Origin of the sequence: Marinitoga aeolica (genome assembly GCF_029910535.1) — a bacterium.
Lineage (GTDB): Bacteria > Thermotogota > Thermotogae > Petrotogales > Petrotogaceae > Marinitoga > Marinitoga aeolica.
Map to the genome: position 1 here is coordinate 1,746,466 of NZ_CP069362.1, position 22,521 is coordinate 1,768,986.

General features: G+C 27.5%; 20 protein-coding genes. 8 read left to right on the forward strand and 12 right to left on the reverse strand.

Features of this window, described 5'->3' with window-relative positions:
* Nucleotides 1-2: 2 nt before the first annotated feature.
* A complete protein-coding gene (locus tag JRV97_RS08285) occupies nt 3-935 on the reverse strand; it encodes an ABC transporter ATP-binding protein (RefSeq protein ID WP_280997945.1) in 933 nt (310 codons plus the stop codon).
* A gap of 122 nt (nt 936-1,057) precedes the next feature.
* Between JRV97_RS08285 and JRV97_RS08290 the strand changes: the two genes are divergently transcribed.
* From JRV97_RS08290 to JRV97_RS08300, 3 genes are all read left to right on the forward strand, one after another.
* A complete protein-coding gene (locus JRV97_RS08290; RefSeq protein ID WP_280997948.1) occupies nt 1,058-1,792 on the forward strand; it encodes a hypothetical protein in 735 nt (244 codons plus the stop codon).
* 816 nt (nt 1,793-2,608) lie between these two features.
* Nucleotides 2,609-3,013 carry a transposase gene (locus tag JRV97_RS08295; RefSeq protein ID WP_280997950.1) on the forward strand — a complete coding sequence of 135 codons (405 nt, stop codon included), beginning with the start codon at nt 2,609-2,611 and terminating at the stop codon, nt 3,011-3,013.
* Nucleotides 3,014-3,030: 17 nt separating this feature from the next.
* Entirely contained in the window at nt 3,031-4,005 is a 975-nt protein-coding gene (locus tag JRV97_RS08300) for an IS3 family transposase (protein ID WP_280997953.1), read from the forward strand.
* Nucleotides 4,006-4,340: 335 nt separating this feature from the next.
* Here the strand turns inward: JRV97_RS08300 and JRV97_RS08305 are convergent, their stop codons facing one another.
* Nucleotides 4,341-4,505, reverse strand: coding sequence for a hypothetical protein (locus JRV97_RS08305; RefSeq protein WP_280997955.1), 165 nt, complete (start codon nt 4,503-4,505; stop codon nt 4,341-4,343).
* Nucleotides 4,506-4,620: 115 nt separating this feature from the next.
* On the opposite strand from JRV97_RS08305, the gene JRV97_RS08310 reads away from it, so the two are divergent.
* A complete protein-coding gene (locus tag JRV97_RS08310) occupies nt 4,621-4,782 on the forward strand; it encodes a hypothetical protein (protein WP_280997957.1) in 162 nt (53 codons plus the stop codon).
* Between the two features lie 91 nt (nt 4,783-4,873).
* Here JRV97_RS08310 and JRV97_RS08315 read toward each other — a convergent pair whose 3' ends face one another.
* Nucleotides 4,874-5,278, reverse strand: a complete 405-nt coding sequence (locus tag JRV97_RS08315) for a hypothetical protein (RefSeq protein WP_280997959.1) — start codon at nt 5,276-5,278, stop codon at nt 4,874-4,876.
* Between the two features lie 345 nt (nt 5,279-5,623).
* Here JRV97_RS08315 and JRV97_RS08320 point away from each other — a divergent pair, with 345 nt between their 5' ends.
* Nucleotides 5,624-6,049 carry a 6TM ABC transporter family protein gene (locus JRV97_RS08320; RefSeq protein ID WP_280997961.1) on the forward strand — a complete coding sequence of 142 codons (426 nt, stop codon included), beginning with the start codon at nt 5,624-5,626 and terminating at the stop codon, nt 6,047-6,049.
* Between the two features lie 198 nt (nt 6,050-6,247).
* Nucleotides 6,248-7,870 carry an IS1634 family transposase gene (locus JRV97_RS08325; RefSeq protein WP_280997963.1) on the forward strand — a complete coding sequence of 541 codons (1,623 nt, stop codon included), beginning with the start codon at nt 6,248-6,250 and terminating at the stop codon, nt 7,868-7,870.
* A gap of 134 nt (nt 7,871-8,004) precedes the next feature.
* Here JRV97_RS08325 and JRV97_RS08330 read toward each other — a convergent pair whose 3' ends face one another.
* The 4 genes from JRV97_RS08330 to JRV97_RS08345 form a co-directional block, all read right to left on the reverse strand.
* Nucleotides 8,005-8,655 carry an ABC transporter ATP-binding protein gene (locus JRV97_RS08330; protein WP_280997965.1) on the reverse strand — a complete coding sequence of 217 codons (651 nt, stop codon included), beginning with the start codon at nt 8,653-8,655 and terminating at the stop codon, nt 8,005-8,007.
* Nucleotides 8,655-10,244, reverse strand: a complete 1,590-nt coding sequence (locus tag JRV97_RS08335; protein WP_280997967.1) for an ABC transporter permease — start codon at nt 10,242-10,244, stop codon at nt 8,655-8,657. Before JRV97_RS08335 ends, JRV97_RS08330 begins: the two co-directional genes overlap by 1 nt.
* A gap of 11 nt (nt 10,245-10,255) precedes the next feature.
* The gene (locus JRV97_RS08340; RefSeq protein WP_280997969.1) at nt 10,256-11,272 is read right to left on the reverse strand and encodes a Fe(3+) ABC transporter substrate-binding protein; all 1,017 of its coding nucleotides are present in this window, start codon (nt 11,270-11,272) and stop codon (nt 10,256-10,258) included.
* A 292-nt stretch (nt 11,273-11,564) separates the two neighbouring features.
* Nucleotides 11,565-13,313, reverse strand: a complete 1,749-nt coding sequence (locus JRV97_RS08345) for a M3 family oligoendopeptidase (RefSeq protein ID WP_280997971.1) — start codon at nt 13,311-13,313, stop codon at nt 11,565-11,567.
* Between the two features lie 273 nt (nt 13,314-13,586).
* Between JRV97_RS08345 and JRV97_RS08350 the strand changes: the two genes are divergently transcribed.
* Together JRV97_RS08350 and JRV97_RS08355 are read left to right on the forward strand one after the other, a co-directional pair.
* Nucleotides 13,587-14,318, forward strand: coding sequence for a metallophosphoesterase family protein (locus JRV97_RS08350; protein WP_280997973.1), 732 nt, complete (start codon nt 13,587-13,589; stop codon nt 14,316-14,318).
* Between the two features lie 19 nt (nt 14,319-14,337).
* Nucleotides 14,338-16,251: a BMP family ABC transporter substrate-binding protein gene (locus JRV97_RS08355; protein ID WP_280997976.1), complete on the forward strand. Its 1,914-nt coding sequence runs from the start codon at nt 14,338-14,340 to the stop codon at nt 16,249-16,251.
* 85 nt (nt 16,252-16,336) lie between these two features.
* Here the strand turns inward: JRV97_RS08355 and ppdK are convergent, their stop codons facing one another.
* Genes ppdK through JRV97_RS08380 form a run of 5 tightly spaced genes read right to left on the reverse strand, consistent with a single transcriptional unit; the run spans nt 16,337 to nt 22,512 of the window.
* Nucleotides 16,337-19,000 (reverse strand): pyruvate, phosphate dikinase, encoded by a 2,664-nt coding sequence (ppdK, locus tag JRV97_RS08360; RefSeq protein WP_280997978.1) that lies wholly within the window; start codon nt 18,998-19,000, stop codon nt 16,337-16,339.
* A gap of 30 nt (nt 19,001-19,030) precedes the next feature.
* Nucleotides 19,031-20,014 (reverse strand): NAD(P)H-dependent glycerol-3-phosphate dehydrogenase, encoded by a 984-nt coding sequence (locus tag JRV97_RS08365; RefSeq protein WP_280997979.1) that lies wholly within the window; start codon nt 20,012-20,014, stop codon nt 19,031-19,033.
* A gap of 15 nt (nt 20,015-20,029) precedes the next feature.
* On the reverse strand, nt 20,030-21,211 hold the full coding sequence (locus tag JRV97_RS08370; protein ID WP_280997982.1) for a metallophosphoesterase: 1,182 nt from the start codon (nt 21,209-21,211) through the stop codon (nt 20,030-20,032).
* Nucleotides 21,204-21,599, reverse strand: coding sequence for a MazG nucleotide pyrophosphohydrolase domain-containing protein (locus JRV97_RS08375; protein ID WP_280997984.1), 396 nt, complete (start codon nt 21,597-21,599; stop codon nt 21,204-21,206). Before JRV97_RS08375 ends, JRV97_RS08370 begins: the two co-directional genes overlap by 8 nt.
* Nucleotides 21,600-21,609: 10 nt before the next feature.
* A complete protein-coding gene (locus JRV97_RS08380; protein WP_280997986.1) occupies nt 21,610-22,512 on the reverse strand; it encodes an ABC transporter substrate-binding protein in 903 nt (300 codons plus the stop codon).
* Nucleotides 22,513-22,521 lie beyond the last annotated feature (9 nt).

Genomic DNA, 22,521 nt, shown 5'->3' on the forward strand with positions numbered 1-22,521 from the left:
TGCTATCGCCCCCTAATTGATATAAATATTTCTTCAAGATTTGGCGTATGAGTATGTATTTTACTGATTTTTAATGGTTTTAAAATTTCTATTATTTCGTATATTTCTATTGAATCATTAAAATATATTTCTATTTCTTTTTTATCTGCATTTAAAACATATTTATTCTTATACATACTAAGTTTGTTTTTTACTAAATCTAAATCATTATGTTCAAAAGATATCATTAATTTTTTCTTTTGAAATTCCTTTTTTAATATATCCAAATTTTTATCAATAATTATTTTTCCTTTATCAATAATTAAAATTCTATCAGCAACTTTTTCTGCAATATCTAATTGATGCGTTGTTATCAAAATTCCCTTATTTTCATATTTTAATTTTTTTATGTATTCAACTATAAATTGAGAAGCTTCATAGTCAAGGCCTAATGTAGGCTCGTCTAGAAGCAAAAGTTGAGGTTTGTGTGCAAGGGATGCTCCTAAAGCTACTTTTTGTTGCATCCCTCTACTAAGTCTTTCGGTTGGAATACCTATTTTGTCTTTTAAATTCAATTTTTCTGTTAATTCATATGCAATTTTTTTTGCTTCTTTTTTCCCTATTCCACGTCTCATTGCAAAATATTCAATATTTTCTACTACATCTAATTTCCATAATATATTTCTATTTCCTTCCAAAATAACACCTAATTTTTTTGCCACTTTATGTGGTTCCTTTTTTGGGGAATAACCACATACATTTATTTCGCCTGATGTTGGAAGAACAAGGCCACATATAGATTTAATTGTTGTTGTTTTACCTGCTCCATTAGGACCTAGAAAAGCTATTATTTCACCTTGATTTACTTCAAAAGAAATCCCTCTTACTGCTTCAATTGTTTTATTCTTATATTTATAAACTTTCTTTAAATTCTTAACACTAAGTAAATTCCTCACTATCTTTCCCCCTCGTATAATAAGTTTGTATAGTGTGTAAATTCAATTTACAGAATACTGAATTTAACTAAGTTTTCGAAAAAGGTATCACCCCCACAACAAAAATGTGGTATTATAGACTTTTGATTCATAATTTTAGTGGAGGTGATACTATCTTTAGAAGTTCTAGAAATATCTTCACTGAATTTCTCCCTGATGATATTACTTTCAACCTTATTTCTGATGCCTTTAATTTCCTTGATCTTGATAATATTTTTAATACACTTTTCTCTTTTTATTCTCATAAACCTAATAAGAATAAACCATATGATCCTACTTCTCTCTTACGTTTGTTCCTTTTACTTCATTCTGTTTTTTCTGAAGATAAATTCACTTTACACAGGGATATTTCTAAAGTTATTCCACCACATTATTTGAAACTTTGTGGATTTAAGGATTCTGTCCCTTCTTATACTACTTATTACTATTTTAAGAAACGTATTGGTCTTTCTCTTTTGCATTTTTATTTTAATTCTTTTAAATTAGCTTTAGCTAAGGCTTATATTTCTAGGTTTTCTCATGTTATTAAGAAGGTTGGGTTTATTGTTCTTTCTGTTGATTCTCAACCTTTACTTGTTGATGGCAATATCCCTAAAGGTATTATTCATTCTCATAATAAATTTTTCAATGGAAAACTCGGTCTTAGATTACACCATGCTTATATTGTCTATCCTTTTTATTTTAATCTTTTTTCTGTTTTTCGTCCTGCTAATCTTCATGATAATTCTGTTTTTAACGAGCTTATCTTCGATAATATTAAATCTTTTATTTCTTTTTGTAGGTCTAAAGGTATTTATGTTTTTTTTTACTTTAGATAAGGGGTACGATTCTATTTCTAATTTTCATAATATTTTACATGCTGTTGCTTTTCCTTTTATTCCTATTAGAAATTTTTCTTCTTTGTTTAAATTTAAACATTTTAAGTTTAAAGAGGGGAGACTATATTGTTCTATTTCTAATATTTTTTTACATTCTGATGGTAATGATTATTCTAGAAATCGTCATCGTTTTATTTGTCCATTAAGAAATAGTTGTATTTATCGTAATAACAATAATAACAATAGTAACAATATTAAGTGTTCTGGTAGAGTTTGGGTACCTATTTTTCCTGAGATTAATTTTTCAAAATCTTTTTCTTTTAATATTTTACGTTTTAAAATTCCTTCTTCTCTTATTTTTGGTTTTGTTTATTCTTTTAGAAGTCGTATTGAAAATATTAACGCTATTATTTCTAGAAAATTCTCTTTTAGAAATACTCACTATTTTAGAAATTTTCAACAATTACTCAAATTTGAACTTTCCATTGATTCTATTATTTTCAATCATTTTAGAATTCATTCTAATGTTTCCATTCACAATTTCCTTTTTCTTAAACGGTTTCCAAAAAAGTTTATTTATTATTTCGATTATCCTAATTTTGTCAAAATTAAAACCTCTAAATTTTTTAGTTTATGTGCTTAATTCCAATTTAATATTTTCCTTACTATCAATACTTGTTGAAAGTATTCTTTTTTCATTCTTTTTTTTCGTTGCTTTTTATTTTTAATTTCTCCTCGTAATCACCCCATGGAATATTTGGAGAAAAAATAAGAAAATGATATCATTAAACTAAAGGAATGAAAGGGGTGTTTGGTATGAAAAATAGAAATAAGTATTCTCCTGATTTCAAACTTCAAGTTGTTAAAGAATATCTTAATTCTGATAAGTCTTTATCCGATATTGCTAGTAAGAATGGTATTCCTTCCCCTCATACTTTACATAAATGGGTTAAAAAATATGAAGATTCTGGTTATGATGACAATATCTTCAATTCTAAGAAAGGAAGGCCTAAGTCCATTATTTCTGATATTTCTAAGGTTCCTCCTTTTATTTATGAGTCTGCTGGTATTGTTAAACCTGATAATAATTCCAATGATACTAATTCTTTAAAGAAAAAAATTGAATATTATGAACGTCTTCTTATTGAAAAAGAGTTGCTTATTAAAATGCAAGAAGATGAGATTAACTTTTTGAAAAAAAAACACAACTGGAAAAAGTGACTTTTATTGGTAATCTTTTGATTGTTTTTAAATATAGAGATTTTGGTGTTTCTACTTCTTTTTTACTCAATCGTTATAACATTAGTTCCAGTTCTTTTTATTATAATACCAGGTTGTTTTTTGTTGTTAAAAGAACCAGAAAGTCTTATTTTAAAGGTCATTCCTATACTGCTGACGGTAAAAAAGTTTCTGATGATTATATTAAACAATTGCTTGTTGATTTGTTATCTATTGATGACCCTTTGAATCCTGAGTTCTTTTACAAAACTCTTGGTTCTAAGAAGTTAGCTGCTATTTTTAGACACAAGTATAATATTATTATTAATCACAAAAAGATTCATAGATTAAGAAAAGAATTAAATCTTATTAGAAATTATCGTCATCATCCAAAACATCCTAAAAGAAGACCTAAAAATCACGATATTACCAGACCTAATCAATACTGGGAATCAGATATTAAATTTATCCCCACTAAATATGATGGTTATATCGCAATACTTACTATAATCGATAGTTTTGATAGGGCTGTTGTTGGTGTTTATATTGGTAATTCTATTAAAGCTAAAGATTTTATTTCAACTTTAAGAAAAGCTATTAATTTTAGAGGTGCTACTCCTGATAATCTCATTATTAGGACAGATAATGGACCACAATTTAAAGCTAAAATTACTGCTGCTTTTATGGATGAATTAAATATTATTCATGAATTTGGTTACAAAAATAATCCTAATTCTCAAGCTTATATTGAATCTTTTCATTCTAGTGTTCAACGTGAATTTGTTGAATCTATTGAATTTGAACATATTGATGATGTTTATAATTACTATATTTCATACATTTATTTTTACAATAATTTAAGGCCTCACGGTTCTTTAAATTATTTTACTCCTGATTTTGTTTTTAATCTTTTTTCTAATCAAGATATTGATTCTAACTTAGACGAAATTAAATCTATTAAATTTAATGATTTTATTGTTTGTGTGAAAAAATGAGTTTTCCTTATTTATTCTCCAATATCCAGGGGGCAAGCCGCACAAAAACACCATACAGCACTTGGTGAATACAACGATCCACTTTTTAAAATGGTCATATTTTCACCTCCTTTCTTTCATTTTTAATGTAACAAATTCATATAAAAAATATTTCTTATTAATAAATATCTTGTCAATTTTGTGAATTATTTCTCAAAAAATTAAAGAGACACATATTTATTACAAATTATTAAATAATTTTATTCTAATAAGAATTAAAACAAAAAGATGTTAATTATATGTTATAATAATATTATTTTTTTGTAATAATAGATAATATTCAGGATTTCAAAAGTTTAATCATCGAAAAAATTAGAAATCTTTTTTAATTCATGACTATGAAAGAGATTAAAAAGGACAATAAAACTAAATAATATAATTGCAACACCAGCAAAAGTTAAATAATTTCTATTTATAACATACCAAATATCTCTGTTCCAAAATATTATCCATAATGCCATTTACACGTCCTATTTTCCAACATAGTTTATAATCATTTTTAAAGGTTGATCTAAAAAATTTCATAATCTATCTATTATACGATTCATAACACTTTGTATTCCTATTATTTAGGTCATGACAAGAATAGAACCAGAAGATTTTATTTTAGAAAGAATATCGTATGTATCATATGCAACATCCAATAATATTTTAGAAAAAGATTTAATTGAATTAAATAATTATCAAAGAAATTTGATTCATGTATATTTCAACAGTAAAATCATAATTCACATCTAAAGATAAATAAAGTTTTTTTACCAAATTCTTTACCTTTAATAGTATATATAAAACCAAATTCATTTTTATTAAAAGATGATTTAGCTTTACCTCATCTACTAGGTTTACAAGGACTAATAATATTAGCATCAATTGCCGCGTGTGTTTTATATAATTTTATATTGTTATATATCCAATTAATCAAATCATTGTTTATTTTTCTAAAATCTAATTTATTAGCTCTATATGAGATTGTTTGAAAAGAAGGTATTTCATTGATTCCAATTAAAGATAAAAATTCAGGATGATTATGAAATAAATTTTCAACTTTTCGATATGATTTCTTTGCTATCTTTAATAATATCAATATCTTTAAAATTGATTTATCAGAGAACTTTTTCTTTCTACCAAAAGTATAGCTTTGTTCTTTAAAAAAGATATCAATAATATTGAAAACAAAGATGATTTCTCTTTTAACAAAAGAAGCCTTGAAATCATTCTTATTTTGTGATAACATTGAATCGGGCACTCCTTTCTGTTATTTATTTGTCCAATTCAATGTTTCGACATTGAATTAAGGAGTGCCTATTTTTTTTATTTCTTACTTTTTGTACAGTCTAATAATAAAAAATATACTAATCCTGCAAGTTAATTATTTACAATGTTTTAATACAGGCAATATTTTAGATTTAAAAATATAATCAAAAAACTTTAATTGATTAAAGATGAAAATATAGATTTAATTGATATATTACTTGGGGTAAGTAATAATGCTCAAAGTAGAATAATTGCAGAAAAAGGTTTAACCTATGATTATGGAGAATTAATAAAATAAAGTATTCTTCATTGAAAGAGGGATAATATGAAAAAATATTTGAAGATAATAAAAAATAGAAGATTGGAGTTTATTATCCTTTTAATTTTTACATCAGCATTAAGTTTTTTTGAGGGATTAATACAACCATTAATGGTTAAATGGTTGTTTGATGAAGCAATATTGAAAATGAATTTCAAAAAATTTGTATTACTCAGTATTATTTATCTTGGTTTGGGAATAACCTTTGTAATATTGTTTTATATACACAGTCTCTGGAAGAAAAAGTTTGAAAATAAAATAGTGCTTAATCTGGAATCTGAATTATTAGAAAAAACTTTAAACCATGATTTAAAAGAATATAAAGAAAAGGGTTTTGGATATTTTGTAAATTCAATACATAAAGATGTTCAAGAAGGAATAGTTCCGTATATTGAAATGATTTTAACTATAGTATCAATGATAATATCCTGACTTTGACAGCAATTTCATGATTTTTGGAAAATTGAAACGGTAAAATGCGGGTTTGCGATGATGAAAAGGGTAAAAATTGGGGGTTGAAAAATTTTTGTAGTGACACAAATATTTTTGACAATAGCATTATATTCTTGATTTCATAATATTTTTGTGGTATAATATGTAATGGTATTATGAAATCGAGAGGTGATTTTTGTGTTTTTAAGAGTTGTTAAAAATAACAAAGGTGTTGAATATTTAAGGATCGTTGAAAGTTATAGGGAAAATGGAAAGATAAAGCAAAGAACTATTGCGAATGTGGGAAGAATTGATTCTTTTAGTGAAAGTGAAGCAAAAAATATAGTAAATAAACTCATACAAATATTTGATTTAAAAAATTATATTGATACGGAAGATATAAAAAAAGCACCAGATAAAAGAAATTACGGAGCAAAAGTAATAGTAAATAAAATATTTGAAAGATATGAGATGAAAAGATATTTTGAAAGACTGGATAAAGATATAAAATACAATGCAGAAGAGATGCTAAAAATAATGGTGATGAATAGAATAGTAGAACCGAGAAGTAAGTTAGGAATATTTAATAATTTAGAGTATTTTGGATATAACAAAGTAGAAGCTGAAAAAGGAAAAGACCTGGAAGAAAAAGATGTAATGTTGCACTGGTTGTACAGAACATTGGATATATTAGCAGATAATAAAGAATCGATAGAAAAACATATGTATAATCAAAGGATAAGTTTATTTAATACAACGGTAGATTTAGTATTTTACGATGTAACGACATTGGCGTTTGAAACACAACAAACAAATGAAATATTACAAATGGGATATTCAAAAGATAAGAAATTCAATGAGTCACAAATAGTATTAGGGATGTCAATAGATCAAGATAGAATGCCAGTTAGTTTTGATATATATGCAGGAAATACATTTGAAGGGCATACATTTAAAGATTCAATAGAAAAAATGAAAAAAGAATATCAATTAGGAAAAGTAATAGTAGTAGCAGATAGAGGGATGATGAGTAAAAAAAATATAGAAGTAGTAGAAAATTCTAATTATGAATTCATAGTAGGAAAATCAATAAAACAAATAAAAAAAGTAAATATATTTGAAGGAGAATTCATAGAAATAGCAAAAGGAATAGAATACAGAGAAGTAGAATATGAAAATAAAAGATTACTCATAATACATTCAGAAGAAAGAGCCAAAAAAGACAGAGCAGATAGACTACGATTAATAGAAAAAGCGAAAAAAATGTTAGAAGAAGGAAATATAGATTCCAAAAGTAAAAGAGGAGCTAAAAAATATTTAAAAGAACAAAATAAACAAAATTATACATTAGATATTAATAAAATACAAAATGATGAAAAATACGATGGATATTATGGAATAATGACAAATACAAAATTAAATCCAAAACAAATATTAGAACAATATCATACATTATGGAAAGTAGAAGAAACATTTAGAACATTAAAAAATTACCTTGAAACAAGACCGGTATTTCATTGGACACCAAAAAGAATAAAAGGACATATTGTAATGAGTTTCATATCATATATAATGCAACGAACATTAGAATTAGAACTGGAAAAAAATAACATTGAATACTCTCATGAAAAAATAAGAGAAGCTATTAAAAAAATGGAATACTCTGAAATAAGATTAAAAGATAAACTATTTGCGTTAAGAGCCAATTTAAGCGATTTTCAAAAAGCCATATTAAAAACATTAAAAATAGAAAAACCGAAAAAAATGATGGAATTAGATGAATTCAAAAAACAATCTCCTAAAACACGCATAAAAAGCTAAAAAGAAGGAGGTGTGTGGCTAATATCTCTTTTTACAAAAAGTTAACAATGACTGTTTTTTCGAATAATTCTGTTTTTTAGAATTTTGTTGAAAAAAATACTGTCAAACCCAGGAGAAGCATTTTGCTTCTCTTTTTATGTATATATTTCTTCGGGAAGGCCAGTGAATTTTATTTTTCCATTTTCTATAATGATAATTCTATCTGCCAAAGCAAGAGCATCGTTTCTATCATGTGTAACTAAAATAGTAGTTATATTAGCTCTTCTTAATATTTCTTTTAAATCATTTCTTATTTTATCTTTTAGCATTTCATCCAAATTACTAAATGGTTCGTCCAACAATAGTAGTCTCGGATTAGTAGCAAGAGTTCTAGCAAGAGCTAATCTTTGCTGTTGCCCACCACTTAATTCATATGGATATCTATTTTCATATCCTTCCAAATTAACTAATTTTAACATTTCTTGTGTTTTACCTTTTTTTGCAAATTCTATATTTTGTTTAACTGTCATATGAGGGAATAAAGCATAATCTTGAAAAACAAAACCTATGTTTCTTTTTTCTGGTAATACAAAATGTTTATTAGATGTTAATATTTTATCTTCTAATCTAACAATTCCTTTTTGTGGCTTTTCGAATCCTGCAATTATTCTTAAAATAGTACTTTTGCCGCTTCCGCTTTCACCTACTATAGCTACAGTTTCTCCTTTTTTGATTTGGAAATCTATTCCCTTTAATATATATTCTTTGTCATATTTAAACCAAATATCTTCTAAATATAAAAACATTATTTACCATCTCCTGTTGTTATCTTTCGTAAAATCATAATAAATATAAATATGATAATTATTATTGTTAATGAGGCAACTGAAGCTTCATGAATCATTTCATCATTTGCATATTCAAATACTTTTGTAGCTAATGTATCGAAATTAAATGGTCTAAGTATCAGGGTTAAAGGTAATTCTTTTATTATTTCGATAAAAGAAAAAATAAAAGCACTAATTATAGCGGGTTTTATCATTGGGATATCTATTTTTAGAAATGTTATAAGAAATGATTTGCCAAGACTCCTTGATGCTTCATGAAAGGATTTTCCTAGTTTTTCGAGATTACTATCAACGGGGCTGTATGCAATATTTAAAAATCTAACAATATATGCATATATAAGCATTAAAATTGAAGAAGTTAATATTAATTTTGAATTTAAACCTAAAATATTATAAATAGAGGATAGATTTTTATCTAATCCAATAAAAATAACCATGACTCCAACTGCAATTACAGCTCCGGGGATCGAATATCCCATTGTAGCTAATTTAGGCAATATAATGGATTTTTTATCTTTAAATCTAAGTGTATTTGAAACGACTAAAGATATAATAATTATTAAAACTGCTGAAATTAAAGAAATAAATAGAGAATTGAAAGTTAAATTAATAAATCTTATATTGGTGTTTTTAAATGAGAAAATTGCCCATTGTATTAATTGTAATATAGGTAATAAGAATGATAATAGGAATAAAAAAATCATATAGGTTAATACAATATATAATTTAAAACCCTTTAATGTTCTTCTTTTTATAGGTTTCTTGTTTTTAATGGCATATGATTTATTTTGTCTTAATATTTTTTCAAAAGATAAAATAGCAAAAACAAATAAAAGTAATATAGCAGATAGCCGTATAGCCGTATTAATATCTCCTAATGAAAACCATGCTTTAAAAATTCCTGTACTAAATGTTGGTATCCCAAAATACTTCACAACTCCATAATCATTTAAAACTTCCATTAATACAAGGCTAGTCCCGCCAACGATTGCGGGTCTAGCCAAGGGAAGAATTACATAAAAAAATGTTGTTAGAGAGTTTTTTCCCAGTGAATATGAGGCTTCAATAATACCTGTGATTTGTTTTGAAAAAAATGATTTTACAGTTAAATAAATATAAGGGAATAAAAACATTGAAAATACAAATATTGCTCCAGGAACAGACATTATATTTAATAAATAAGACTTTCCATTAAATGATGTGTATTTCATTAATAAGGTTTGTATTGTTCCAGTATAACTAAGCATACCTGCATAAACGTATGCGCCTATAAATGGAGGTATTGTTAAGGGTAAAATTAATAACCATTCAAAATGTTTTCTTAATGGGAATTCATAATAACTGATAAACCATGCACTTGAAATTCCTACTATAGCAGATAAGATTCCTGTCCCCAACACAAGTTTTATAGAATTAATAACATAATCACGTAATAAGTAATTATAGATATGATTCCAATTTTCATTTGAGGGGGTTATTAAGTTATATATGATTATAAATATTGGTAAAGATATTAAAAGTACTATTATATAGGTAGTTTTTTTCATATATCCTCCTATTATTTCCAACCAGCCTTATCCATTAATTCAACAGCTTTTGAATTATATTCGCCTAATAATGTTAAATCTATACCCTGAGGAGTAAAATCACCCCATGATCTTAACAATTCAGAAGGTTCTACTTTGGGATTTGCAGGATATTCATAATTGGCTTCTGCAAATTCACCTTGAGCATCTTTACTGGTTAAAAATTCCAATAATTTAATGGCATTTTCCTTATTTTTAGCATATTTAGCAATACCAGCTCCACTTACATTAATATGGGTTTTTTCAGGGAAAAAGATTTTAACTTTTTTTGCAGCTTCTATTTGTTGTGGATCAGAAGAATTTAACATTTTTCCAATATAATATGTATTTACTATAGCAATATCTCCTTCACCAGCAGCTACAGCGATTACTTGAGCTCTATCATTTCCTTGAGGTTTTCTTGCCATATTATTTACGATACCTTTTGCCCAATTGAATGCCCAATCTTCACCATATATTGCTATAAAAGAAGCCACTAGTGATTGATTATAAATATTTGAAGAAGATCTAACAACTATTTTTCCTTTCCATTCTGGATTTATTAAGTCTCCGTATGTTTTGATTTTTGATATATCAACTCTATCAGGAGCATAAGCTAAAATCCTTGCTCTTACTGTTAAAGCATACCAGTAATTTTCTCTATCCCTTAAATTCTCAGGAATGTTATTTGCTAAAATATTGGTGGTTACAGATTGTAATAATCCCAGTGTTTTTGCCCTGTGTAATCTTCCAACATCAGCTGTTATAAATAAGTCAGCATTTGTATCTTTTCCTTCATTTTTCATCCTTTCGATTAATTCATCTTCACCAGCTTTAATGACATTTACCTTAATGCCAGTTAGCTTTGTAAACTCATCATATAATTTTTGATCAGTATCATAATGTCTACTTGTATAAACATTAACTTCTCCACCTTGACCATAACCAAACATACCTGCAAAAAGATTTAATGATACTACTAATACTGTAATAATGGCGAACTTTTTCATTTCGCAACAACCTCCTTTGTATTTTTAAATTATATTTTTCACTAATACGTTTTAATTATAACAATTTTTATCCGTTTTATGGCTAAGAAAAAATTACACCTTCTATATAATTTCTTGCAACATAGTTAGTTTGTTTATATAATATAAAACTAAATATAACTTAAAAGAAAAATAACACCCCTATCATATAGGGGTGTTATGGTGCGATGCAGTATTAATCATAATTAGAGTTTTTTTAATTTTTTGTAAAAAAGAAAACTTATCTTAAAGAATAATTATAAATTTATAATAATTATAATTTGCTAATTAATTCTCTTTCTATATATTTAAAACCTTTTTCCCAGAATTCTCTTTTTGTTATATCAATACCTAATTTAGACAATAATACTTCTGGAGCATCATTACCTCCACTTAATAATAATTCTTTATATTTTGGTACAAAAGATTTTCCCTCTTCTAAATACTTTTCATATAATGCAATTACTAACAAATTAGCGAAATTATATGCATATACATAGAAAGGAACACCTATCATATGAGGAATAGAACTCCATTCATATTTATATTCTTCAGTGATTTTCACAGAATCTCCAAACATGATCTTTAATTCTTTTTCATATAATTCTGATAATTCCTCCCATGTAGCCATACCATTTTCATCAATCATTTGATGAGATTGTATTTCAAATCTTGCAAACATATTTTGTCTAAACATAGTTGCAAACATATCTTCTATTTTTGAAGCTATAAAAATCTTTTTCTCTTCCTCATCTAATTCTTTTAATAATTTATCCATTACTAACATTTCACCAAAAACAGAAGCAACTTCTGCCATTGTTAAAGGGGTATGGTAGTTCAATAAATTTTGTTTTGAAGATAATGTTCCATGAACGCCATGTCCCAACTCATGAGCTAAAGTCATTACATCCCTCATGTTTCCAGTATAATTCAATAAAACAAAAGGTTTATAATTTGGAATATTATATGAACAAAAAGCTCCTCCTCTTTTCCCAGGAACAATTTCTGAATGTATTCTATTTTCATCAAAGAATGATTTTACAATATCTCCGATTTCTTCGTCAAATTCATAATATGAGTCTAAAACAATTTCTTTAGCTTTTTCAAAAGGGACTTCTTTTTTTACAGGATCTAATGGTGCATAAATATCAGCTAAAGTTAATTCATGTCCTAAATATTTTTCTTTCCATTTATAATATTTATGAACCATAGGTGTTTGTTTAGTTGTCACCTCTATAACCATATCTACAATATCATCACTAACTTCGTTTGCCATATTTCTCATTGAAATGGGTTTTGGGTAATTTCTTAATTTTGCTTCAGTATCATAATACTTAGCTACTGAATTAAAGGTGCTTTCTAAAATAATTTTATCCTCACTATATCTTTCAAAGAACATTTTCATAGCTTTTCTTCTTAATTTCTTATTTGGACTTTGTCTTAAAGCTCTAATTTGAGGTCCTGTCATTTTTTTAACTTCACCATCAATTTCTATTTCAAAATTATATGAAGAAGTCAATTTTTCATATAATAAATCAAATGCTTCTCTTCCAGCTGGTTGTAATGCAGATAATACCATTTCAGCATCTTCACTTAAAACATGGGGTTTTTCTTTAATTAGTTTTTCCATGACATGTTTGTATTCTTTTAAATCTTCAGAATTTTTCCATTCTTCTAATTTTTCTATAGGATGGTTTAATAATAAAGGTTTCCAGAAAGATAGTTCTATTTCCCCTTTAGTTAAATAATCTTGTCCCATAGCTACAAGTTTTTGAGCTTGTTTGTTTTGAGTATTTTCTGCATATAACAAATGCGCATATTGTATAGCATAATAAGGTTTTTCAATAACTTGCTCTAAATCTTTAAAGAAATTCCTTATATCTTCTGCTGTTAAATCCTCCGATGAAAGTTTACTATAATATTTTTCTTTTAAAGTTTTCGCATTAGAAACTGCGCTTTCAAAATCTTTTTTTATTTGTTCACTTTCTGGAGAGTCATAAAAAAATGTTAAATCCCACTTCATAATTCTACCTCCTTTTATTTTTATATTAACATAATATTATAACACATTAGCGTATTTTTAATGCTACGCATTAAACTTTCGCTTCGCGAAAATAAAAAATATAATTAAATAATGTTTAAAATAAGTGTTTTTGCAATATTTAAATTTTTGCGAAGCAAATGCTTAGGAATTTTCAAGTATTCGCTCATATTATTTTTTTAAAATACTTTGTTATCAATCTGAGTAAAAATTTTTTTATATGTTATAATATAAAAAAATAGAAAGAAGGATATTATGATTGAAATAGTTGCTGTTTCTGATGAAGAGAGGAATTATTTACCGAAAAAAATAAAAAAATGTGATATTTTATTGGGGTGTGGAGATTTATCTCCAGGATATCTTGATTATTTGTTGAATACATTAAGCCCAAAAATAGGTTATATGATTTACGGTAATCATGATAAAAAATATTTTAAAAACCTTTTTGAAGTGGAGTTATCTGGATATTCTAACATATATAAAGGAATGATTATACTTCATGAGGAAATAGAAAATTTGAAAAAAAGACTTAATATTAAATCTAATGTTTATATTGGAGGTTTTTCTGGGGCTTTTTCATATGGTAAGAAGCCATTTCATTTTTCAGAGAAAGATGTAAAACCTTTTAAAAGAAAGCTTCAACGAAATAGAAATTTTAAATTCATAAAAAATATAGATATATTAATTACACATTCTCCACCCGGCTTGGAGAATATGTTTGAAAAGGAAGTGAGTTCATACCATAAGGGTTCAAAACTAATGGAATTAATTTATAAAAAATTTTTTCCTAAAATATGGTTTTATGGCCATATTCATCCAAGATATACGGACCAATTATTGAATTTTATTGTTCATTATAAAGGTAAAAAGTCTTATTTGCTTAATGTGGTTCCATATAAATATGTAAAATATGATGAAATCAAAAAAGAAATAGTGGAAATTAGAGGTGAGGAAGGAGTTATTCGATTTAAAGATATTTTTCTTTAACTAATGGGGAGAGGATAATATGAATAATATCAGATATGATAGTTCTAAAGAATATAGAACAGCTAAAAAGATGGGAGAAAGAGAATTAATATATTGGGAAAGCAGAGGGAAAGATGGGCATTTGCCATCACTTGAAAATTTGTTAAAAGATAAAAATATTATTAATGAGGTTACTTTAGGAACTATTGAAGTACCAATTAAAAAAGTGAAGGGAACGTTTTATGATTCAAGGAGAAGTGCTTTTGCTAAAAACTTTATGCCTCTTTTAGAGGAAGATACGGAATTTGCTATAAAATGGATGAATCTTTTTGAAGCTCAACAAGAAGAAGGCATTAGGGATGCTGTAATAGCTTATGAATATTTAAATAAATTTTACATAGTAGAAGGGAATAAAAGAACAAGTGTATTGAAATATCTTGATTCTCCGTCTATAATGGCTAATGTTAAAAGGCTTATACCAAAATATGATGAGATGGATTTGAATATACGAATATATTATGAATTTTTGGAATTTTATGAAAAAACAAAGATAAATATGATATGGTTTAAAAGAGAAGGTGGTTTTAAAGAGCTAGAAAATATATTATTTAATTATATAGAAAAAAATAATGAGGAACGAGATGAATTTATTAGATTTTTTGAAAAATCAATATATTGGGAGTTTAGAAAGATTTATCATGAATTGAATGGTGAAAAATTACCGATTACGACAGGAGAAGCGTTTTTGTATTATTTGAAAAAATATGGAATAGAAAAAAATACTTTAGAAAAAGAATTAAGATTAAGGTTAAAAACAGTTATTAAAGAATTAGAAGAAATATATTTTGAAGAGAAAAGAAACTTGATTCAAGAAGTTTTTTCACCATTTATAAAATCAACAGTTGAAAAAAAGTTAAATATAGCATTCTTATATAGAAATTATATTGAAGAAAGCACATGGGTTCAGGCTCATGAATCAGGAAGAAAATATTTAGAAGAGGTATTTGAAGATAAAATAACAACATTTTATGTTGAAAATGTGAAAAAAGATAAATCTTATGATGTAATAAAAGAATTAATTAATCAAAATTATAATTTAATAATAACAACCAGTTATGATTTTATGGATTCTACTTATAAAGCGGCAATAGAATTTCCAAATATAAAATTTTTAAATTGCGCAGGGTATAAGAGTTATAGAAATTTATCTGTGTACTTTGGAAGAATTTATCAACCAAGATTTCTAACAGGAATAATAGCTGGGACCATGACACGAAAAAATAAAATAGGTTATATTGCCCCATATCCACTACCTTTATTTGTAAGAGGACTGAATGCTTTTGCATTAGGAGTTAAGACAGTAAACCCATATGCAAAAGTATTGGTGAAGTGGACAAATAAATGGATAGATCATGATATAGAAAACGAAAAAACGCTGGAGCTAATAAAAGAAGGAATTGATATTCTCGCAACAAATATGGATTCTATTATTCCACAAATTATTGCTGATAAATACAAAGTTTATACAATTGGTTATAATGTAATAAACAAAGAGATTACACCAGATACATACATAGCTTCTGCATATTGGAAATGGGGTAGATTTTATAAAAAGATTGTTAGTAGGTTATTGAATAATGAATGGATTATAACAACGTCTAAACATCTTGAGGATTTAAGAAAATATTGGTATGGAATGGACAAAAAAATAGTCAAATTGTATAAAAATAAAGACATAATTCCAGGTCAAACAGAAAAATTAGTAGGTGTTATGAAATCATTAATAAAAAATAATGAATTTGATATTTTTAGTGGGCCAATTTATGATAATAATAAAAATTTAATAGTTGATAGAGATGAAAGTTTGATTGATGAAGAACTCTTAAAGATGGATTGGTATCTTGATAATATAGAAGGTGATTTACAAAAGGTTATTTTTAATACCGATAAATAGGTATAAATAAATTGGGTGATAAAATATATGAGGAATATATAGAATAAAAAACCGGGAGAATATTCTCCCGGAGTTAATTTTATTATTAGTCAGCGTAATTTACAAATTTTCCTCTTTTGAATTTAACAGCTGCTTGTGCTGCTGCTAATCTTGCAATTGGAACTCTGTATGGTGAACAACTTACATAATCTAATTGTGTTTTGTGGAAGAATTCGATTGATTCTGGATCTCCACCGTGTTCACCACAAACACCTAATTTTAATTCTGGATTTACTGATCTACCATAATCTTTTGCAATTTTTACCATTCTGCCAACGCCTGTTTGATCAACGTGTTTGAATGGATCTTTTTCATAAATTCCTTTTTCAATGTAATCGTTGATGAATTTACCGTAGTCGTCTCTTGAGAATCCTAATGTCATTTGTGTTAAGTCATTTGTACCGAAGCTAAAGAATTGTGCAACTTCTGCAATTTCATCAGCTGTAATAGCTCCTCTTGGAACTTCAATCATTGTACCAACTTTGTAATCTAAATCAACGCCTGCTTCTTCAATTAATTTATCTGCTGTTTCTCTAACGATTTTATCTAAGTATTTTAATTCTTTTACTGTTCCTACTAATGGAATCATAATTTCTGGTTTAACTTTTTTACCTTCTTTAACCATTTCAATTGCAGCCATAATAATAGCTTTTGTTTGCATTACTGCAACTTCTGGATATGTAATAGCTAATCTTACACCTCTATGTCCCATCATTGGGTTGAATTCATGTAAGTTTTCAACGATTTCTTTTAATTCTTCAACTGTAATACCTAATTGTGGAGCTAATTCTTTCATTTGTTCTTCGTCTTGTGGTAAGAATTCGTGTAATGGTGGATCTAATAATCTGATTGTTACAGGGAACCCTTCCATAGCTTCAAATAATCCTTTGAAGTCTTCTTTTTGTAATGGTAATAATTCTTCTAAAGCAGCTTCTCTTTGTTCTACTGTTTTAGATACAATCATTCTTCTCATTTTTTGGATTCTGTCGCCTTCAAAGAACATGTGTTCAGTTCTACATAATCCGATACCTTCTGCACCAAAGTTTCTAGCAACATTAGCATCTCTTGGAATATCAGCATTAGCTCTTACACCTAATACTCTAATTTCATCTGCAAAGTTTAATAATTCAGCAACTTCACCTTCTAAACCTTGTGGTTTTATTGTTTTAACTTTTCCTAAGTAAACTTTACCTGTTGTACCATCTATAGAAATCCAGTCGCCATCTTTTACTTTAACTCCTCTTGCTTCGAATTCTTTTGCTTCTTCATCAATAACGATTTCTTCAGCGCCAACGATAGCTGGTTTACCCATACCTCTTGCAACAACAGCAGCATGTGATGTCATACCACCTGTAGCTGTTAAGATACCTTCAGCAGCATTCATACCTCCAACATCTTCTGGGCTTGTTTCAGGTCTAACTAAGATAACTGGAGTTCCTTCTTTTGCTAATTCTTCTGCTTCATCTGCACTGAATACCACTTTACCTGTTGCAGCACCTGGTGATGCAGGTAAACCTTCTCCAATTTCTTGAGCCTTTTTGATTTCTGCTTCGTCAAATGCAGGGTGTAATAGTTTATCAATTTGATCTGGGGTTACTCTCATAACAGCTGTAGCTTTATCAATTAAACCTTCTTTAACCATGTCTACAGCGATTTTAATAGCAGCTTTTGCTGTTCTTTTTCCTGTTCTTGTTTGTAAGAAATATAATTTACCTTTTTCAACTGTGAATTCAATATCTTGCATATCTTTATAGTGATGTTCTAACATATCCATTATATCGATCAATTGTTTATATACATCTGGTAAAATTTCATTTAATTTTTCTAATGGATATGGTGTTCTGATACCAGCAACAACGTCTTCACCTTGTGCGTTAGGTAAGTATTCACCATATTTTACTTTTTCACCTGTATTAGGATCTCTTGTGAAACATACACCAGTTCCACTGTCATCACCCATGTTACCGAATACCATCATAACAACATTAACAGCTGTACCTAATAATTCTCCTTCTTTAATTCCGTTTATAGCTCTGTATTTAATAGCTCTTTCATTCATCCAGCTGCCAAATACAGCTTCTATAGCAATCCATAATTGTTTTTTAGGATCTTGCGGGAATTCTTTTCCGGCTTTTTTGTAGATTTCTTTGTATAATTCAACAACTTTTTTGAAATCTTCTGCTTCTAATTCGATGTCTAATTTAACACCTTTTTCTTCTTTTACTTTGTTTAATGCTTCTTCAAAGTCATGATGAGGAATACCTAATGCAACATCACCAAACATTTGCATAAATCTTCTGTAAGCGTCATATGCAAATCTTGGGTTTCCTGTGTTTTTTGCTAAAGCTTCGACTGTTTCATCGTTTAAACCCAAGTTTAAGATTGTGTCCATCATACCAGGCATTGATACAGCAGCACCTGATCTAACAGATACTAATAAAGGATTATCTTTATCTCCAAATTTTTTACCTGAAACTTCTTCTAATCTTTTTAATGCAGCTTCAACTTCTGCTTCTAATGTTTCTGGGAATGATCTATCGTGTTTCCAATAATAGTCACAAACTTCTGTTGTGATTGTGAAACCTGCAGGAACTGGTAACCCCATTCTTGCCATTTCTGCGAGGTTTGCACCTTTACCACCAAGTAAATTTTTCATTTTTGCGCTACCTTCAGCGATACCACCGCCGTAAAAATATACCATCTTTTCCATGTGTTTCTCCCTCCTTATCAAATGTAAAGGTCAATTTTCATCTTTTAGTTCTCTCATCATTAATTCATGAATAGCTTTTCTTGGATCTTTGTTTAAATAAAGAACTTCATAAGTCTTTTCAGTTATAGGCATTTCTATGTTTAAATCTTTAATTTCTTCATATAAGGCCTTAACAGTATAAACACCTTCAGCTACCATGTTCATATTTTCTATTATTTCATCTAATTTCTTTCCTCTTCCTATCATTTCACCAACATATCTATTTCTACTATGTTGGCTAGTACATGTTACGATTAAATCTCCAAGTCCAGCCAAACCAGAAAATGTATCTTTTTTTGCACCTTTTTTTATGCCATATCTTGTTATTTCTGCAAGTCCTCGCGTTATTAATGCAGCTTTTGAATTATCCCAGCCACCAATACCATCTATAATACCTGCAGAAATTGCTATTACATTTTTTATAGCTCCACCAAGCTCTACACCTACTATGTCATTATTAGTATATACTCTAAAAGAAACGTTGCTAAAATTTTCTTGGACAATTTTTGCTAATTCCATATTATTTGAAGCAGCAACAATACTTGTTGGTATATCTCGTGCAACTTCTTCAGCGTGGCTGGGGCCACTTAAAACAACATATTTATTTATTTTCAAAACCTCATCTAAAATTTCACTAACTCTTTTTTGAGTGGAAATTTCAAGACCTTTTGCTAAATTTACAATAATTTGATTGCTATATAATGGTTTTATTTGCTCGGCAATACTTCTTATAGCTTGAGCTGGAATAGCTAAAACAATTAATTCGCTATCAGAAATAACTTCTTCTAATTTTAATGTTGGGATTATAGATTTTGGTATAGATATGCCTGGTAAATAATATGGGTTTTCTCCATTTTTTAGTGAATTGAAAACGTGTTCATCTCTGGTCCATATTTTTATATTATGTCCATTATTTAAAAGCACTTTGGAAATCGAGGTTCCCCAGCTTCCTGATCCAATAATTCCAATATTCATAATGTTCCTCCTTAATTATATCATATCTTTTATGATAAATTGAGTGTTCAAGCTTTTGTTACTTTCTTTTACTATAAAATAACTTATTTGAGTTCTTTTTAAAAATTTTGTTTTGTTTTTAACAGTTGTTTTTTTTACGGTATGCTTCCAACTTCCAAGATTGCAGTAGAAAACTTCTTCCTCGTTATTATTTGGAAAAATTTCGTATGCTGGAACATGTATATGTCCCATAATTATTCCCTGTAATTTTGAAGGTATAACAATATCCTCTTCGGAATAACCTATACAATATTTTTTAGGTATAGTTCTGTTTTTGTATAATATTTTTTTTACATTTTCCATTAAATAATTTGTTTTTTTTGCTCCACGTAAAGAGCTTATTAGTCTAACAAGACTTTCTCCAAACTTTATACCACCTATTTTATTGATAAATAAATAAGAAAAAAAATGCATTAAAGGATAATTTGTTTTTAACCATTCTTTTGATTCTTTGCTTCTTACAAATTTTACAAACATGTCAATCCATTTATATTCCAGGTCCAAGCCTATGGAATATTTTTTTCTTATTTCTTCAAGCCACAAGAATATATCCATTTTGGGTTCTATATTGTCATAATCCATCAATATCTCATCGGGTAAAACCTTTAAAACTTCACTATCAAAATATTTTGAAATAAATTTTTCCATTATTTCCCCATATGGAGGAAGTATTTTCCCTTTTTCAGTAATAGATAACCTATTAAGTGCATCAAATTGATTTCCATGAATAATAAAGAGTTCCCATTTTTCATCATAATAATAAGGGTGTATTTCTATATTGTCTCCTAAAAAGTCTTGAAAGCTATTTTTAATTTTTTCATCAAATAATAAATAATAATCATGATTTCCGACAATATAATGTATCTTATTTTTTCGTGAATAATTTCTAAATGCTTTTATTAAATCACTGTGACTATTTTCAATTTCAGAAAGTATAGAATTAAAATCAAGATTTTTTATAATTTCATTTACATCGTTTACTTTTCCATTGTTTTCATATGATTGAAGTATTTCAAATCCATCACCTACAATATACAATTCATTGTTTGATTCTTCATTTAAATCTTCTAAAATTTTAATTAATTCACTATCATATCTGAAATCATCTTTTTTGCTCCCATTTCCAATATGAAGATCGCTTAAATAGAGTTTAGTCAATATTCTCACCCGACTTCTTCTCTGCTTTTTTTCTTTCATGCCATATTTTAGATGCTTCTTCATAGGATATATTTTTATTCCAAAATAGCCAGGGTTTTCTATTTGAAATTTTTGAAACAACCCGCTTTATTGCTTTATGAGATGAAATGTTGTAATCTCTTTCAGCAATTTTTAATATTAAAAGAGCATCGTATATTAAATCTCCGATCTCTTCTTCAATGTTATTAATGTCATTCTTATTTAAAGCCTCTTCTATCTCAGTAATTTCAGAAGAGGCTTCGTTTATCATAATATTAAGATTTATAGATTTTACCCAGGGGCACTTATCTATATTCCTTTGAACAATATCATATAGTTTTTCAAATTCATTGAGAAAAATTTTATCCATAAATATCTCCTTAATAATTTAGATATAAATCTTTTGGAATATTAGAAATAGCACCGTATTCTAATAAATTTTTTAAATATAAATCTGTTATTTCTTTAATGTCTTTAGTATAAAAAATTTCAGATCTTGAAGCAGCTTTTTCTAAAACGGGTTTTGGCATAGTTTGCATGATTTTAAACACATAATTTACAGCATCTTCGAAATTGTTTTTATAAAAATTGTTTGCAGAATATTCGTAAGCGTTTAATACCCGTTTGACAAAATTAGGATTTTCTTCAAATTTTTTGTTTGATACGAATATTCCAGCTATAGGAATCCTTTCATTTTTTAAATTGAATAAATTTGCATATAATTTTTGAAAATCAATTTGAACTTTAATTTTGCCTTTTGTTTTGATTTCTGCGAGGGATACAAAAGGTTCTGGTAGAACGGCAATTGTTTCTTTTCCGGAAGCCAATAATTGAATTATTTCAGGGCCGCTGGTAACATATACTATCTCAAAATCTATATTTTTCATTTTCTTAAGAATTTTTAATATCACATCAGCAGTTTGGCCTGGGCCATGAAGAGTGACAATTCTTTTGCCTTTTAAATCCTCAACATTATTTATATTTTGTGAAGATACAAGATAGAAAGTTTTCCATAATGAAACGCCAGCTAATTTATAATTAGCTCCTTTGTTAATTAATTCTACACCTAAAGCTACCGGCAAAACTATAAAATCTGCTTGTTCTTTTAATACCAATGTTTGTGCCTGATCGAGATTTCTCCAATAATATGTTTGTAAGGTGGGGACTTTATTAATATATAACCCTGCTGCAGGTAATAATGTTGGGCCCAAAGGATTATAAAATGTTCCAGCAAATATTACTGCACTTAAAATTAGTATTAAAACTAAACTAAACTTTTTCATATAAAACAC

Coding starts and splice junctions, on each gene's coding strand:
- JRV97_RS08295 (WP_280997950.1), top strand. CDS start 2,609: ATGAAAAATAGAAATAAGTATTCTCCTGATTTCAAACTTCAAGTTGTT.
- JRV97_RS08305 (WP_280997955.1), bottom strand. CDS start 4,505: ATGGCATTATGGATAATATTTTGGAACAGAGATATTTGGTATGTTATA.
- JRV97_RS08310 (WP_280997957.1), top strand. CDS start 4,621: ATGACAAGAATAGAACCAGAAGATTTTATTTTAGAAAGAATATCGTAT.
- JRV97_RS08315 (WP_280997959.1), bottom strand. CDS start 5,278: ATGTTATCACAAAATAAGAATGATTTCAAGGCTTCTTTTGTTAAAAGA.
- JRV97_RS08320 (WP_280997961.1), top strand. CDS start 5,624: ATGAAAAAATATTTGAAGATAATAAAAAATAGAAGATTGGAGTTTATT.
- JRV97_RS08330 (WP_280997965.1), bottom strand. CDS start 8,655: ATGTTTTTATATTTAGAAGATATTTGGTTTAAATATGACAAAGAATAT.
- JRV97_RS08335 (WP_280997967.1), bottom strand. CDS start 10,244: ATGAAAAAAACTACCTATATAATAGTACTTTTAATATCTTTACCAATA.
- JRV97_RS08340 (WP_280997969.1), bottom strand. CDS start 11,272: ATGAAAAAGTTCGCCATTATTACAGTATTAGTAGTATCATTAAATCTT.
- JRV97_RS08345 (WP_280997971.1), bottom strand. CDS start 13,313: ATGAAGTGGGATTTAACATTTTTTTATGACTCTCCAGAAAGTGAACAA.
- JRV97_RS08350 (WP_280997973.1), top strand. CDS start 13,587: ATGATTGAAATAGTTGCTGTTTCTGATGAAGAGAGGAATTATTTACCG.
- JRV97_RS08355 (WP_280997976.1), top strand. CDS start 14,338: ATGAATAATATCAGATATGATAGTTCTAAAGAATATAGAACAGCTAAA.
- ppdK (WP_280997978.1), bottom strand. CDS start 19,000: ATGGAAAAGATGGTATATTTTTACGGCGGTGGTATCGCTGAAGGTAGC.
- JRV97_RS08365 (WP_280997979.1), bottom strand. CDS start 20,014: ATGAATATTGGAATTATTGGATCAGGAAGCTGGGGAACCTCGATTTCC.
- JRV97_RS08375 (WP_280997984.1), bottom strand. CDS start 21,599: ATGGATAAAATTTTTCTCAATGAATTTGAAAAACTATATGATATTGTT.
- JRV97_RS08380 (WP_280997986.1), bottom strand. CDS start 22,512: ATGAAAAAGTTTAGTTTAGTTTTAATACTAATTTTAAGTGCAGTAATA.